This window comes from Roseobacter sp. HKCC-CH-9351 (assembly GCF_037830295.1).
Classification (GTDB): domain Bacteria; phylum Pseudomonadota; class Alphaproteobacteria; order Rhodobacterales; family Rhodobacteraceae; genus M30B80.
Map to the genome: position 1 here is coordinate 1,305,662 of NZ_JBBLYM010000001.1, position 13,456 is coordinate 1,319,117.

The window sequence follows — 13,456 nt, forward strand, 5'->3', positions numbered from 1 at the left end:
TTTTATAAATGATGCAGGGGACTTTATGAAACAGCGCAGACTTGGTGCAAATGGGCCCATGGTTGGGGCAATTGGTTTGGGATGTATGAGTTTTGCGGGTGTATTTGGCGAAACGGATGAGGCAACAAGCCACGCGTGCCTTGATTGCGCTTATGAGATGGGCATCACATTTTTGGACACGGCTAATGTCTACGGAATGGGGAGATCGGAAACTGTTCTTGGCTCTTGGCTAAAAAAAGCCCGTCGTGATGTTGTGCTTGCTACAAAAGTTGGGATCCAACGTGATGCCAAAGAGCCGGTTAACAACCGCCCCGACCATATTCGAGCTGAAATAGAAGGATCGCTGAAGCGCCTCGGTGTAGATCATGTCGCACTATATTATCTGCATCGTCGCGATCCCGCAGTGCCCTTATCGGAGGCTGTCGGGGTAATGCAAGATTTGATCCGAGAGGGAAAGATCGGCGGTTACGGTCTATCTGAGGTAGCGCCTTCGACAGTTAGGGAAGCTCATGCAATTTTACCCCCGCTTGCAGTCCAAAGTGAGTATTCACTCTGGTCTCGATTGCCGGAATTGGGAGTAATCCAAAGTTGTGAAGAATTGGATATTACCTTTGTGCCGTTTTCGCCTCTGGCGCGCGGCGTCTTTGGCGAAAATTATCCCGATCCGACGCTGATGGCCGAGGGTGATTTGCGCCGTGATATTCCACGTTTTTCAACCGAGAATTATCCAAAAAACAAGGCTCTGATCGACCGCTTCAAAGAATTAGCAAGGGCCAAATCTGTACCTGTATCCGCCATGGCAATGGCGTGGGTGCTGCAGCGTGGGGCTGGGTTTGTTCCCATACCTGGAACACGGACTGCGGCGCATCTAATGGAATGGGTTCGCGCTGATGAGGTTGCCCTTTCCGATGCTGATATGGCGCGGATCGAAGCAGTGTTACCTGTGGGATTTGCCCGCGGGGATCGCTATTCTTACACTCACATGCGTACGATCGAGCGGTATTGCTAAGCCAACCAGGCAAGTGAGATCAGCGAGAGGGTTGATGTCCAGATAATGACTGGGGCGATAGTATCTGTGCGTACTCCGTGTAGCATTGCGAGTGTAAATGCCATTGCCCCGGACGGACCCGCTGCGCAAAGGACCACAAGCGTATTCCATTGGGCTGGACGTTCTCCAAGGCTCAAAGCTGCAAATACTAAGGCTGGGAACGCTAGAAGTTTCATCCCTGTAAGCATGATGACACTGGCGTTGGGTGTAAGTGGATGGCTTGATAGGATTACGCCAAGTGCGAATAACGTCAGCGGCGCAGCAGCTGCCCCAGCAAAGTCGAGACCTGTGAGTATTGGTTCCAGCGCTACTACGCCCATCAAGTTGGTGACGATCCCCAAAAAAATTGAAATCAACACAGGGTTGAGTGCTATGCGGCGCATAGATTGGTAAACATTTGCTTTTGGGTTGGCCATCAAATCCGTTGTTATTATGAAGAAAGCAAATGTAATAGTGGCATCCCATGCCACAATTGCAGTGATCGGAAGGGCTGCGGCTTCGCCATAAATTAGATATGAAATCGGCCACATGTATAGCAAAGTGTTTACGAAAATCATGGCCATTGAGAGCAGCCAGGCCTCAAGCTTTTCGCGACCTAAAACGATCCGGCAGATGAAAAAAGTAATGCTAAATATTATTATTTGGCAAATTGCATAAAGACCGATTGCGTCGAATTGAAAGTCATGCCAATCGAGCAAATTCGTCAGGGGAAACAGAAGTGCAGGCTGTAGTAGAAATGCTACACGGTTAAGCGTTTTCGCATCTGGAACACTGACTAAGTTACCCCTACCGAGTATGAAACCCAGTGCCATCATGGCAAAGACTGGCAGGATGTCATGTGTCAGAACATGCAGCATCGCGAGCATGGGGAGGGCTCTTTCTAAACTATGGGGTCTTAGGCGTAGATGCCTTTTTGTGCTTTTGCGCCTGCCATCATCGCTTTGGCGCGCGACTGCCTTATTTCGTCATAAAGATCAATTGCGCGAGACTCAAACAGAGTTTGCGGCGCGGTGTAATGGATAAACTTGCCCACCCGGTCGATGCCACGCGCAAGCATAGCAAAATCCTGATCGGCCATGTTTTGCGCTACTTTAGGCGTGAGATAGCGTACTACAACCGCGATGCGCCGATCATCCGAGACATTTGGACCAGAGCCATGAATGGTCAGCCCGTGATGTAACGACATTTGCCCCGGCATCAGCTCAATGGCGGTTTTGTCTGTCTCGGCCACATCGACCGCAATCTCTTGGCCACGCGACAGCAGGTTCTTCTCACTGAACGTATCGGTATGAGGTAGAATTTCCGATTTATGACTGCCTTTGACGAAATCCATACAGCCACTTGCCCGCGTTGCTGGAGAAAGGGCGATCCAAGCGGTGACCATCTCAGAGGTGGTGCCCATTCCCCAATAGGTCAAGTCTTGATGCATCGAGACATACTGATCGCTTTGTGCGTTTTTAATGAAAAACTCGGCACTATAGATCAAAATATCAGGTCCAAGAATGCCTTCGATCACGTCTAAGACCTGTGGCTTAGTCGCTATCTCATGGACAAAGGGCATTACCAGCTGCGCGTTGACGCGTTTGTAGGTGTTGAGGGGCAGGGGCAAATCACCGTCTAGCCAATCACGCTCGACCAATTCCAGTTGAGTGCGGTAGGCTTGCGCCTCATCGCGTGACAGAACATCTATTGGAAAGAGAAACCCATCCTCCCAGTAGCGCGCGATCATATCAGGGGCGAGATGGGTTCCGTTGCGTGCGACAGGTTCTTGCATCAGGTCATCCTCTTTTCCCGCAATCCAAGGGGCAGAGTTGCCTCGCTTGGGTTGTCATCTTCGAAATAGGCTTCATGCTCGGCCCGAATACGGATCAGTTGTTCATGAATGCGTGAGAGATGAGCGCGCATGATCTCTGCCGCGCCATCAGGATCACGATCAGCTAAGGCGCGGGTCAGCGCTATATGATCATCCCATGCCGTTTGCGATGAAAACGCCAAGGACAGCATTCTGACCCGATCCATATGGCCTTTGTTTTCTGCAATCAGGTCCCATGTAAATTCTAGCCCCGCCCGCAAACAGATTTCGCGGTGGAAGGCGTCATCGGCGGCATGAAACCGCAGCTTGTCGCCAGCGTCTTTGGCGGCGGTCTGTTCTGCGATCAGCCCCTCCAATGCTTGAATATCTGCGGGGGCAAGCCGTGTGGCCGCATGGCGCACGGCCTCAGCCTCAAGCGCGATGCGAATGAACTGGGCCTGCATCACCGCCCGGGTGGAGATCAACGACACCAATGTGGCGCGTTGCGGGCGGATCAGCAGGAAGCCCATTTTCGAAAGCCTGTAGAATGCATCGCGCACTGGTTGACGGGAGACTTCAAACCGTTTTGCGATCTCAGCTTCTGACAGCTTCTCACCGGGTTTCAGGTCAAGGTTGAGCACCTGTTTGTGCAATTCCCCATAGACCAAATCCGCGATCGCAGGGCGGGCGGTTCGGTCAAGCGATATGAGTGGCATGTCTTGGGTCATTTCAGGATCAATCCCTGTCTGATTGACCTAGGTTATATACTAGCATATCAGTTTGCAAGAAGATTAACCAAAAGGGGCCGCCTATGGGCTTTTTAAGTGAAGACCGCCTGTTTCCTACAGAGCCTACAGCGCGGTCGCTGGCCCGTGCGCTTTATGCGCAGGTCAAAGATGCGCCGATCATCTCACCCCATGGTCATACCGACCCCCAGTGGTTCGCGAAGAATGAACCCTTTGAAGACGTCGCCAAACTGTTCATCACGCCCGATCACTATGTGTTTCGGATGCTTCATTCCCAAGGTGTCGCGCTAGAGGATTTAGGCGTGCCGCGTGCCGATGGTGGTGCGGTGGAAACGGATCCGCGCAAAATCTGGCGGCTGTTTGCGCGGCACTATCGCCTTTTTGCAGCGACCCCTTCGCGGATGTGGATTGACCACGCGCTGCAAGATTTGTGTGGCCTAGATCAAAGACTATCGCCAGAGACGGCAGACGCGGCTTTTGATGCAATCAACGAGAAATTAGCAAGCCCCGCCTTTCGGCCCCGCGCCCTATTTGAGCGGTTCAACTTAGATGTTCTCGCGACCACGGAAAGCGCGCTTGACGATTTGGCCCATCACCGCACGATCCGCGACAGCGGATGGCAGGGTCGCGTTATCACCACCTATCGGCCTGACGCGGTTATTGATCCCGATTTTGATGGGTTCATAGGCAATGTCGAAGCCTTCTGTGCGCATGGTGGCGGTGCTGTAACATGGGAGAGCTACCTTGCCGCCCATCATGCGCGCCGTGCGTATTTTGCATCTTTGGGTGCAACCGCGACTGACCATGGCCACCCAACGGCCAACACCGCCAATCTCTCGCGGGCCGAGGCCGCGGCTCTGTTTGACGATGTCATGACAGGCAAAGCTGACCTCGCCACGCGCGAGTTGTTTCGCGCGCAAATGCTGACCGAGATGGCGCGCATGTCGGTTGCAGATGGTTTGGTGATGCAAATACACGCAGGATCACAGCGCAATCATTCCGATTGGGTTTTGGCGCGCTTTGGTCGGGATAAGGGTTACGACATCCCGCAACGCACCGATTACGTCAACGCGCTGCGCCCTTTGTTGCAGGAATTTGGCCGCGCGGACGGGTTCCATCTGATCCTATTCACCTTGGATGAAAGCAGCTACGCCCGCGAACTAGCACCTTTAGCGGGAGTATATCCTTGTCTCTTTCTGGGCCCGCCTTGGTGGTTCCATGACAGCTATGAAGGGATGATGCGCTTTCGCCGTTCGGTTACGGAAACCGCAGGGTTCTATAACCTTGCAGGGTTCAATGATGACACCCGTGCCTTTTGCTCGATCCCCGCGCGCCACGATGTCGCCCGGCGGGTCGATGCAGCCTATTTGGCGGAATTGATTGTCACAGGCCGCTTGGACGAAAGCGAAGCGGGTGATCTGATGCAGGACTTAACCACGGGGCTTGCGCGCCGTGCCTATAAACTTTGAAAGGACCGCCCCGATGATCGAGGTTGAAACCCGCCATGCCATTCACCCTGACCACGCAAAGGGTATGGATACGGCAATGTTGCGCGCGTCCTTTTTGGTCGAAGGTCTGTTTGAGAGCGGCAAGATCAAGCTGTGTTATTCGCATTATGACCGCTTCACCCTTGGCGGCGCCGTGCCAAATGGCGGCAGTCTGCGCCTTGATAAAATTGGACAGACGCGCACGGCCAGTTTCATGGAGCGCCGTGAAATGGGCATCGTCAATATTGGGGACACAGGCCAAGTCAGCGCGGATGGTCAGGTGTGGGAGATGGCGCAGGGCGATGTGCTTTATCTGGGGATGGCGGCGGGTGATGTGACCTTCTCAGGAGCGGGGCGGTTTTACATTACCTCCGCCCCCGCGCATCACCGCTATCCACATCGTCATCTCACACCGAAAGACAGCAACCGCGTGGCCTTGGGTGCGGCTGAGACGGCCAATGAGCGCGTGATTAACCAATTCATCCATCCTTTGGTGATGGAGAGCTGCCAATTGGTCATGGGCTACACCACTTTGGGTCAAGGATCGGTCTGGAACACGATGCCGCCACACACGCATGATCGGCGCATGGAAGCCTATCTTTATTGGGATATGGCACCAGAGGCGCGGGTGCTGCATCTGATGGGGGAACCGCACGAGACCCGCCATTTGGTTGTGGGAAATGAGGCGGCTGTGCTGTCGCCGCCGTGGTCAATTCATGCGGGCGCGGGGCATGGGCATTACAGATTCATCTGGGCCATGGCGGGCGATAATGTCGATTTCACGGATATGGATTTTGTTGATCTGGAGGATCTGCGATGAGCGCGTTTTCCCTCGCCGGCAGACGGGCCTTGGTGACGGGGGCGAATACGGGCATTGGTCAGGCCATTGCCCTTGCCTTGGCCGATCAAGGGGCATCTGTCACTTGTGCGGGGCGGCGCGACTGCGCTGAAACTTGCGCGGCGATTGCGGCGCAGGGCGGTATTGCCGATGAGATGATCCTTGATTTTGCGGATCCCATGGCCGCGCGCGAAATTTTTGCGGGCGCGGGCTATTCCATCTTGGTCAATAACGCGGGCATCATCCGCCGCGAGGACAGTCTCGATTATACGGCGGCGGATTGGGACGCGGTGATGGATGTAAATCTCAAGGCGTTGTTTTTTACCACGCAGGCCTTCGCCAAGGCGCATCTTGACCGCGCGCCGCGCGGCCCCGCAGCGGTGGTGAATATTGCCTCATTGTTGGCGTTTCAGGGTGGCATTCGCGTACCTGCTTATACCGCCTCAAAGCATGGGGTTGCGGGTTTAACCAAAATTTTGGCCAATGAATGGGCGGCAGACGGCATCAACGTTAACGCGATTGCGCCGGGTTATGTTGTGTCCAACAACACGGAAAACCTGCGCAAAGATGCCGATCGCAATGCGGCAATTCTGGCGCGCATTCCCGCAGGTCGGTGGGGCGAGCCGTCAGATATTGGTCATACGGCGGCCTTTCTCGCCTCGCCTGCGGCGGCTTATATTCATGGTGCGGTGATCAATGTAGATGGAGGATGGCTTGCCCGATAACCCTTTGACCCGCACGGCACCTGCCCCAAGCCCGGGCATTGTTCACTTGGGCCTTGGCGCGTTTTTTCGCACGCATGGGGCAATTTACACGCAACAGGCCATGGCAAAGGCAGGCGGGGATTGGGGGATCATCGGGGTTTCTCTCAAATCGCCCACAACCCGTGATGCGCTGCAACCGCAAGGCGCTGTTTATCACGCTTTGGAACTTGCCCCAGATGGTGCGGAGCTTCTCCTTGTTACAAGCCTAAACACGGTTTTGGTTGCCCCAGAAGACCCTTCTGCGGTTTTGGCCGCAATGGCAGCCCCTTCGGTCAAAATTGTTTCGCTGACCGTCACGGAGAAAGGCTATTGCCACCATCCCGCAAGCGGCGCGTTGGATCGAGATCACCCTGATATCATCCATGATTTGACCCATGACAGCCCGCAAAGCAGCATTGGCTATCTCACTCGCGCGCTTGCCTTGCGCAAGGCGGTGGGCATCCCGCCCTTTACCATTTTGTGCTGTGATAACCTACCTCATAACGGGAAACTCTTGCGCGGGCTGGTTTTGGAATTTGCACAAATCCTTGACCCAGATCTTGCGCAATGGATCGCGGATCATGGGGCCTTTCCTTCAACCATGGTCGATCGGATCGTGCCCGCTACGACCGATGAGACACGGGCAGAAGTGGCGCGCCTGACGGGCTTTGCCGATGCCGCACCCGTGGTGCATGAACCTTATCGCCAATGGGTGATGGAGGATGATTTTGTCGGCGGTGTGCGCCCTGCATGGGATCAGGTCGGGGCAGAGTTGGTGCAAGATGTCGCCCCCTATGAGGATATGAAGCTTCGGATGCTCAACGCCTCCCATTCGGCCTTGTCCTATTTGGGTTATGTGGCGGGGCATCATACGATCACGGATGTTATGGCTGATCCCGTGTTTGACGCTTATGCGCAACGTCTTTGGGCGCGCGAGGTCATTCCGCATTTGACCCCGCCTGAGGGTGTATCGCTCGAAAATTATGCCGCAGCCTTGCGTGCGCGGTTCAACAACCCTGCGATCCAGCACCGCACATGGCAGATCGCGATGGATGGCAGCCAGAAATTACCGCAACGCCTGCTCGGGACATTGCGCGCGGCGCGCAAAAAGGGGGCTGAGGATCGGGGTCTGATCCTCGCTGTTGCAGGGTGGATGCGCTACACCGCTGGCTTTGACGAGGCGGGGGAGGCGATTGAGTTGCGCGATCCTATGGCCGATGTCCTGCGCGCCGCTCATTCAGGCGTGGATGAGGCCGAGGCGGTTACACGAATTTTGGGCCTTGAGGCGATCTTCGACCCAAGCCTTGCTGCTGATATTCATGTGCCCGTGACGGATGCCTATCTAGCCCTGTCCCGTGAGGGGGTGCGCAAAACGCTAGAGACTTATCTTACGACTTAACGCGAAAGCCGTGCTTTGGCGGCGGCAACAATGGCCTCGGTTGTGATGCCGAAATGGGCGAAGAGTTCGGGCGCTTTTGCAGAGGCGCCAAAGCCCGTCATGCCGATAAACGGATCTTCTGGGGCAAGGATTTGATCCCATCCGAACCGCACAGCGGCCTCAATACCGATTTTGGGCCCCGTGCCCAAGATTGCGGCGCGCTGCGCGGGGCTTTGGGTTTCGAAAATTTCCCAACAGGGCAACGAGACAACCGTGGCGCGGATGTCTGCCCGTTGCAACTGCGCGGCTGCGTCAAGCGCAAGTGCAACTTCACTGCCTGTTGCAATCAGCGTGATATCGCGAGGGTCTTCGCCTGCCAGGATATAGCCCCCATTGGCACAACCCGATATTTGGGGCAGCTGCACCAAGTCCTGACGGCTGAGCGCCAAAAGGGTGGGGCCTGATTTTCGGCGCAGGGCTTGATCCCACCCCATGACTGTTTCGCGCGCATCGGCGGGGCGCATCACCCAGAAATTCGGCATAGCGCGAAAACTGGCGAGGATTTCAACGGGCTGATGGGTTGGCCCATTCGACCCGACCCCGATGGAGTCATGGCTAAAGACAAAAAGCACGGGCAGCCCCATCAAGGCGGCCATCCGCATCGCAGGGCGCTCGTAATCTGCGAAGGCCAGATAGGTCACATTGACCGCAATCAGCCCGCCATGGGCGGCGATCCCACAGGCCATTGCCCCCATTAAATGCTCGCGCACCCCGCAATGCACATAGCTGCCTTGGCGGTTCTCAGGGCCGAATGCCGTGCGACCGCGCTTGTGATTGGTGGGGGCCTCCAAATCTGCGCAGAGAATGCACAGCTCGGGCAAAGCGGCCTCTAATCTTTCGCAAACATCACCCGATGAGGCGATTGTCGCGCGGGCTGCGTCCGTTGCTGTTAAACGCGCCTCAATATCGGCCATAATTTGCGGCCAGTTTTGGGGCAATATGCCCTCCATTCGGCGGGTGAATTCTGCGGCCTTTGGGTCGAACTCTAGACGCGCGGCCCAATCCCGCGCAGCATCTCTTCCGCGCGACATTGCGGCTGTCCAATCGGCATAAATGTCTTGCGGGATCACAAAGGCCTCGTGCGTCCAGTTGCGCGCAGCGCGCGCCTCAGCCGCGTCTTTTGGAGAGAGTGGCGCGCTATGTCCGCCGCGTTGCCCCTGAAGGCGGGGGATGCCGCGCGCGATTGTGGTGCGGCAGGCAATCAAAGACGGGCGGCGGTCAGACTTTGCAGATAGAATGGCGGCATCAATCGCGGCGATATCATGGCCATCCACCTCGACCACATGCCACCCCGCCGCGGTGAAACGGGCGGGAATGTCCTCGCTGATCGACAAAGCAGTGTCGCCGTCATCGGTGATATGGTTGTCATCCCAGAGAAATGTCAGACGCCCCAAGCGCAAGTGACCCGCCAGTGAAATCGCCTCTTGGCCAATGCCCTCCTGCAAGCAGCCATCACCCACAAAGGCCCATGTGCGATGATCGCAGAGATCAGCGCCAAATTCTGCGCGCATTCGTTCTTCGGCCACGGCCATGCCAACCGCACAGGCGATGCCCTGGCCAAGCAGCCCCGTGGTGATCTCAATCCCTGCATCTTGCTCAATCTCGGGATGGCCTGCGCAGACCGAGTGCAATTTTCGAAAAGATTTCACCGCCGCAAGATCAACCTTCTCATAGCCTGAGAGGTGCAACAGCGCATAAAGCAACATAGATCCATGACCATTGGAGAGAACCACGCGATCGCGGTCGGGCCAGAGCGGGTTTTTGGGGTCAACCTTGAGGTGATTGGCGTAAAGCGTTGCGGCAACCTCGGCCATACCAAGCGGGACGCCTTGATGACCCTCACCCGCTGCCACAATCGTATCAAGTGCCAAAAAGCGGATTGAATCCGCCATGGATTGGATGTTCATGCTGCCCTCCCTAGCCATTGGCCATTTCGCGCAAGGCACGGCGCATCTCAAATATATCGAGATCGTCTTTGATTTCGACATCGTCTAGGGTCACGATCTGGTCGCGGGCGATGTCGCGCTTGAGTTTGATGTGATGTGCAAGCCCGATTGGCAAGGCATTGACCTTGGCCGCGCGCGTTGCGGGGATTGCCTTGGCCCACACTTTGAACCCGCCTTCGCCGTCCAAATAGTCGCCTGCTTTGAAGTCCCCTTTGGCGGTTGCGACTGCATCGGCGCGATAAAGCGTTGAACTGCCTGTGGCCTCGCCCCGCAAAACAGCGTTCAACACGGAAACCGATGTTTCAAGGCCGATCAAATGGAACGGCCGCCACATTGACCCATACCACCCGCTGTCATCGGTCAAGAGTCCATATTGCTGGAAGCAGCCGCGCGTATATTCATCGGGCGCCCGAAAGGTGACGAACATTCCGTATTGGATATTGTTCATTACCACCCGCCCATCGGGCTCGCGACTTGCTGCGATATCGACCAAACCTGCGCGGGCCAATTCCCCGCCTTCGGATTGGGGTTTGAATACGCGTGCCAGATCATGCAGGCCCGCAGGGTGGAAGGCCAAGCCATCCTCTGGACAGTCAAGCCCTGTGGCATTGGCGACCGCGGCCATTTCAATCGCGGCCTTCGTGCCATCGGTGAAACTGTTATACATTTTTGGATTGAAATCACCTGCAGCGACTTCTTCATCGCTCCACCCGAAAAAGCCCCAGACCGTGTCGGGGGTCGAATAGCGGTAATGCGGGCAGAAATTCATGCCCTTTCCTGCGGCGACCAATTCAAAGCCGCTCGCCTGCACCCAATCGACAAGTTCGCAAATGGCGGCAGGCTGATCGCCATAGGCCATGGAATAGACCACACCTTTTTCACGGGCGCGCGCGGCCAGATAGGCCCCGCATAGAACATCGGCCTCAACATTAACCATGATCACATGTTTACCCGCCTCAATGGCGGCAAGCGCATGGCGGATGCCTGCAATCGGATGCCCTGTGGCCTCAATCACGCAGTCGATGCCATCAAATTCCATCAACGCCTCCACGTCATCGGTAATGCAGGTTTTGCCCGTCTTATACGCGTCAGAGAGGGTCGGGGCGTCATAGGCCTCGGCAGCCCAATGAACGCGCGCGAAGGAGGATTTGGCCTTGCTGATATCAAGATCCGCAACACCCACAATGTGATAGCCCTTGATGTGCTTCGCCTGCGCGAGGATCATTGAGCCAAATTTTCCCGCCCCAATCAAACCAACACGCACAGGCCCCTTGGCGGCGTTATATTCGGCAAGCAGTCGTGACAGGTTCATGATGTTTTTCCCCTATTGGTTGCGGCACAAGCTCTATCTTTGATAACGGGACGGCTGCGACAATAACCATCATTTTTTTGAGCATTATCTTAAAGCAGGGCTTAAAGATAATTCATTTATCTGGTCTTGTTTTTCGTCCTGTCGCTGCCGCATCTTCGGCGCGGATATCATGGGGAAACCGCAGAGCATGCAGGGAGGGGTGTTGTGAGCCAGAGCGGAGCAAATATGTCGCTGGCACAACGGGCTTGGGCAATTCGGCGCAACGCGCTATTGATGGGTGAGGTGCAGGGGCAAGGCTATATTGGTCAGGCGCTTGGTGTCGCTGATGTTTTGGCCGTGTCCTATTTTCATGCGATGCGCCTGCGCGCCGATGATCCAGAATGGGAAGGGCGCGATAGGTTTTATCTCTCTATCGGTCACTATGCGATCGCACTCTATGCAGCACTGATTGAAGCGGGGATTTTGCCCGAGGATGAAATCGCCACCTATGGCATGGATGATAGCCGCCTGCCGATGTCGGGCATGGCCGCCTATACGCCTGGGATGGAGATCACAGGCGGATCGCTTGGTCATGGGTTGGGCATTGCGGTGGGCGCAGCCTTGGGTCTGAAGCGCAAGAACAACCCTGCCTTTGTCTATAATCTGTTGTCAGATGGCGAACTTGGCGAAGGCTCGACTTGGGAGGCCGTGATGTCTGCCACCCAATGGAAATTGGACAACCTGATTGCGATCGTTGATTTCAACAATCAACAGGCCGATGGGCCAAGTCGTGCGGCCTTGGCCCAAGGGGCCGAAGCGCCGAAATGGGAGGCCTTTGGCTGGTTCGCACAAGAGGTGGATGGCAATGATTTAGCAGCGGTGGTTGCGGCCTTTGATGCGGCCAAAACGCATCCCAATCCATGCCCTCGTGTTATTATTTGCAATACCAAAATGTGTCATGGGATCAGCTTTCTTGAGACCCGTGAGAAAACGCATTTTATCCGTGTCGAAGCCGATGAATGGGCCAAGGCCTTGGCTGAGCATGAGGAGAAAAAGCCGCTATGAGCATCCCTCCCCATTCCCGCAGAAAGTCGAAATATACCCCCCGCAGCCGCGCAAGTGGCGCAGATGCAGTGCGCACATCCGCTATGATCGCCTCTCTCGATGCCGAAGGCCGCGAGACGATTGCGGCGCCATTTGGTCATGCATTGGTGGACTTGGCCAAGACCCGTGCGGATATCGTGGGGTTGTCTGCCGATTTGTCGAAATACACCGATCTGCATATTTTTGCGCAGGCCTATCCTGAGCGGTTTTATCAGATGGGTATGGCCGAAGGGCTTTTGATGTCGGCCGCAGCAGGGCTTGCCCGCGAAGGGTTTACGCCCTTTGCAACCACCTACGCGGTTTTTGCCGCGCGGCGCGCCTATGACTTTATCGCTATGGCGATTGCAGAGGAAAACCTGCCCGTCAAAATCGTCTGCGCGCTGCCGGGTTTGACCACAGGCTATGGCCCAAGCCATCAAGCGACCGAAGACATGGCGATCATGCGGGCGATGCCCAATATGGTGGTGATTGACCCTTGCGATGCGGTGGATGTGGCACAGGCCACGCGCGCCATCACAGACTATAACGGCCCTGCATATATGCGGCTTTTGCGCGGACAAGTGGCCAATGTGTTGGGCGCGTATGATTATAGTTTTGAGCTTGGTCGCGCGAAGTTGCTGCGTGAGGGTGCGGATGTTTTGATCATTTCTTCAGGGATCATGACCATGCGCGCTTTGGATGCGGCGCAGGTTCTGGCGCAAGATGGCATTGGCGTTGCGGTGTTGCACAGCCCAACCATCAAACCCTTGGATCAAGACACAATTCTTGCCGAGGCACAAAAAAACGGGCGCCTTGTGGTGGTTGCAGAAAATCATTCCATCACAGGCGGGCTTGGTGATGCGGTCGCCAAGACGCTGATGACGCATGATGTCTTCGTGCCATTGCGCCAAATTGGCTTGCCAGATGAATTTTTGGACGCAGGCGCATTGCCAAGCCTGCATGACCAATACGGGATCACAGTTGAACGGATTGCAGAGCAACTGCGCCGTTGGGTCGACCAATAACCACGCGCCGCGCGGCGCG

Annotated in this window: 12 protein-coding genes; 7 read left to right on the top strand and 5 right to left on the bottom strand. The window is 55.8% G+C overall.

Annotated elements, in window-relative coordinates:
• Positions 1 to 25: 25 nt before the first annotated feature.
• Positions 26 to 1,009, top strand: coding sequence for an aldo/keto reductase (locus AAC632_RS06655; protein ID WP_340261259.1), 984 nt, complete (start codon positions 26 to 28; stop codon positions 1,007 to 1,009).
• Here AAC632_RS06655 and AAC632_RS06660 read toward each other — a convergent pair.
• Genes AAC632_RS06660 through AAC632_RS06670 form a run of 3 tightly spaced genes read right to left on the bottom strand, consistent with a single transcriptional unit; the run spans position 1,006 to position 3,568 of the window.
• Positions 1,006 to 1,914 (bottom strand): AEC family transporter, encoded by a 909-nt coding sequence (locus AAC632_RS06660; RefSeq protein ID WP_340297430.1) that lies wholly within the window; start codon positions 1,912 to 1,914, stop codon positions 1,006 to 1,008. The two genes, AAC632_RS06655 and AAC632_RS06660, sit on opposite strands and share 4 nt — an antisense overlap.
• 29 nt (positions 1,915 to 1,943) lie before the next feature.
• Entirely contained in the window at positions 1,944 to 2,822 is an 879-nt protein-coding gene (locus tag AAC632_RS06665; RefSeq protein WP_340261257.1) for a phytanoyl-CoA dioxygenase family protein, read from the bottom strand.
• Complete coding sequence (locus AAC632_RS06670; RefSeq protein ID WP_340297428.1) at positions 2,822 to 3,568, bottom strand: GntR family transcriptional regulator; 747 nt, start codon at positions 3,566 to 3,568, stop codon at positions 2,822 to 2,824. Before AAC632_RS06670 ends, AAC632_RS06665 begins: the two co-directional genes overlap by 1 nt.
• A gap of 83 nt (positions 3,569 to 3,651) precedes the next feature.
• Between AAC632_RS06670 and uxaC the strand changes: the two genes are divergently transcribed.
• From uxaC to AAC632_RS06690, 4 genes are read left to right on the top strand one after another with little or no spacing between them, the layout of a single operon-like run.
• Entirely contained in the window at positions 3,652 to 5,055 is a 1,404-nt protein-coding gene (uxaC, locus tag AAC632_RS06675; protein WP_340297426.1) for a glucuronate isomerase, read from the top strand.
• Between the two features lie 13 nt (positions 5,056 to 5,068).
• Positions 5,069 to 5,893: a 5-dehydro-4-deoxy-D-glucuronate isomerase gene (gene kduI, locus AAC632_RS06680; RefSeq protein WP_340297424.1), complete on the top strand. Its 825-nt coding sequence runs from the start codon at positions 5,069 to 5,071 to the stop codon at positions 5,891 to 5,893.
• Entirely contained in the window at positions 5,890 to 6,636 is a 747-nt protein-coding gene (gene kduD, locus AAC632_RS06685) for a 2-dehydro-3-deoxy-D-gluconate 5-dehydrogenase KduD (RefSeq protein WP_340297422.1), read from the top strand. The genes kduI and kduD overlap by 4 nt, the downstream gene beginning before the upstream one ends.
• On the top strand, positions 6,626 to 8,053 hold the full coding sequence (locus AAC632_RS06690; RefSeq protein ID WP_445322644.1) for a mannitol dehydrogenase family protein: 1,428 nt from the start codon (positions 6,626 to 6,628) through the stop codon (positions 8,051 to 8,053). The genes kduD and AAC632_RS06690 overlap by 11 nt, the downstream gene beginning before the upstream one ends.
• Here AAC632_RS06690 and AAC632_RS06695 read toward each other — a convergent pair.
• Both AAC632_RS06695 and AAC632_RS06700 read right to left on the bottom strand, forming a co-directional pair.
• On the bottom strand, positions 8,050 to 9,999 hold the full coding sequence (locus tag AAC632_RS06695; protein ID WP_340297419.1) for a transketolase family protein: 1,950 nt from the start codon (positions 9,997 to 9,999) through the stop codon (positions 8,050 to 8,052). The two genes, AAC632_RS06690 and AAC632_RS06695, sit on opposite strands and share 4 nt — an antisense overlap.
• Before the next feature lie 10 nt (positions 10,000 to 10,009).
• Positions 10,010 to 11,350: an NAD(P)H-dependent oxidoreductase gene (locus tag AAC632_RS06700; protein WP_340297418.1), complete on the bottom strand. Its 1,341-nt coding sequence runs from the start codon at positions 11,348 to 11,350 to the stop codon at positions 10,010 to 10,012.
• A 225-nt stretch (positions 11,351 to 11,575) separates the two neighbouring features.
• Here AAC632_RS06700 and AAC632_RS06705 point away from each other — a divergent pair, with 225 nt between their 5' ends.
• On the top strand, positions 11,576 to 12,394 hold the full coding sequence (locus AAC632_RS06705; RefSeq protein WP_317656691.1) for a transketolase: 819 nt from the start codon (positions 11,576 to 11,578) through the stop codon (positions 12,392 to 12,394).
• The gene (locus AAC632_RS06710; RefSeq protein WP_340252268.1) at positions 12,391 to 13,437 is read left to right on the top strand and encodes a transketolase family protein; all 1,047 of its coding nucleotides are present in this window, start codon (positions 12,391 to 12,393) and stop codon (positions 13,435 to 13,437) included. The genes AAC632_RS06705 and AAC632_RS06710 overlap by 4 nt, the downstream gene beginning before the upstream one ends.
• Positions 13,438 to 13,456 lie beyond the last annotated feature (19 nt).

Excerpts from the sequence above, each read along its gene's own strand:
- AAC632_RS06655 (WP_340261259.1), top strand. The coding sequence starts at position 26 with ATGAAACAGCGCAGACTTGGTGCAAATGGGCCCATGGTTGGGGCAATT.
- AAC632_RS06670 (WP_340297428.1), bottom strand. The coding sequence starts at position 3,568 with ATGACCCAAGACATGCCACTCATATCGCTTGACCGAACCGCCCGCCCT.
- AAC632_RS06695 (WP_340297419.1), bottom strand. The coding sequence starts at position 9,999 with ATGAACATCCAATCCATGGCGGATTCAATCCGCTTTTTGGCACTTGAT.
- AAC632_RS06665 (WP_340261257.1), bottom strand. The coding sequence starts at position 2,822 with ATGCAAGAACCTGTCGCACGCAACGGAACCCATCTCGCCCCTGATATG.
- kduI (WP_340297424.1), top strand. The coding sequence starts at position 5,069 with ATGATCGAGGTTGAAACCCGCCATGCCATTCACCCTGACCACGCAAAG.
- AAC632_RS06660 (WP_340297430.1), bottom strand. The coding sequence starts at position 1,914 with ATGCTCGCGATGCTGCATGTTCTGACACATGACATCCTGCCAGTCTTT.
- AAC632_RS06710 (WP_340252268.1), top strand. The coding sequence starts at position 12,391 with ATGAGCATCCCTCCCCATTCCCGCAGAAAGTCGAAATATACCCCCCGC.
- kduD (WP_340297422.1), top strand. The coding sequence starts at position 5,890 with ATGAGCGCGTTTTCCCTCGCCGGCAGACGGGCCTTGGTGACGGGGGCG.
- AAC632_RS06700 (WP_340297418.1), bottom strand. The coding sequence starts at position 11,350 with ATGAACCTGTCACGACTGCTTGCCGAATATAACGCCGCCAAGGGGCCT.
- AAC632_RS06705 (WP_317656691.1), top strand. The coding sequence starts at position 11,576 with ATGTCGCTGGCACAACGGGCTTGGGCAATTCGGCGCAACGCGCTATTG.
- uxaC (WP_340297426.1), top strand. The coding sequence starts at position 3,652 with ATGGGCTTTTTAAGTGAAGACCGCCTGTTTCCTACAGAGCCTACAGCG.